We start from the raw sequence: 1036 nt of genomic DNA, 5'->3' as shown, positions 1-1036 counted from the left end.
GGTCGAGGGCGCGGGCACCGGTGAGGATCTCGATCGCGAGCACGCGTCCGAGTCCGTCGATCGCGCGTCGCAACTTGCGCGCGGCGGCCCACCCCATCGACACGTGGTCCTCCTGCATGGCGGATGACGGGATCGAGTCGACGGATGCCGGCACCGCGAGGCGCTTGAGCTCGGAGACGATTCCGGCGGCCGCGTACTGCGCGATCATGAGACCGGAGTCGACGCCCACCTCATCGGCCAGGAACGGCGGGAGTCCGTGGCTGCGGGCCGGATCCAGCGCGCGGTCCGTACGACGCTCGGAAACCGAGGCGACGTCGGCGACCGAGATCGCGAGGAAGTCGAGGACGGCCGCGACGGGAGCGCCGTGGAAGTTGCCGTTGGACTCGATGCGGCCGTCGAGGGTGATGACGGGGTTGTCGATCACGCTGGCGAGCTCGCGCCCGGCGATCAGCGTCGCATGGGCGAGGGTGTCGCGCGCGGCGCCGTGCACCTGGGGCGAGCAGCGCAGCGAATAGGCATCCTGCACGCGGCCGTCGTCCGGTCCCTTGTGGCTCGCGACCATGGGGGAGTCGCCGAGGAACGCGCGCAGGTTCGCCGCCGACGCGGACTGTCCCGTCTGGGCGCGCAGCGCCATCAGATCAGCGGCGAACACGGCGTCGGTGCCGAGCTGCGATTCGACCGACATCGCTGCGGCGATGTCGGCGGTGAGCAGAAGGGTCTCCAGGTCGTGGAGTGCGAGCACCAGCATGCCCAGCATGCCGTCGGTGCCGTTGATGAGTGCCAGCCCCTCCTTCTCGACGAGGGTGAGCGGCTCGATGCCCGCGGCGGCGAGGGCGTCGGATGCGGGAACCAGGGCGCCTGAGGCATCGCGCACGTCGCCTTCGCCCATCGTGGCCAGGGCGATGTGGGCGAGAGGCGCGAGGTCGCCCGAGCAGCCGAGCGAGCCGTACTCGCGAACCACGGGCGTGATACCGGAGTTGAGCAGGGCTGCGTAGGTCTCGACGACGACCGGGCGGACACCCGTGCGCCCGGAGGC

1 protein-coding gene is annotated in these 1036 nt (G+C 71.1%); it reads right to left on the bottom strand.

The window, feature by feature from the left end; translation table 11 throughout:
- Positions 1 to 1036 (bottom strand): aromatic amino acid lyase (locus tag KZA10_RS15990; RefSeq protein WP_218683379.1); only part of this gene is annotated, 1036 nt, incomplete at both ends.

It is taken from the genome of Microbacterium sp. BF1, from assembly GCF_019279095.1.
Taxonomy (GTDB): Bacteria; Actinomycetota; Actinomycetes; order Actinomycetales; family Microbacteriaceae; genus Microbacterium; species Microbacterium maritypicum.
Note: the sequence above shows the minus strand (reverse complement) of the source record. Positions and strands in the feature narration are given on the sequence as shown.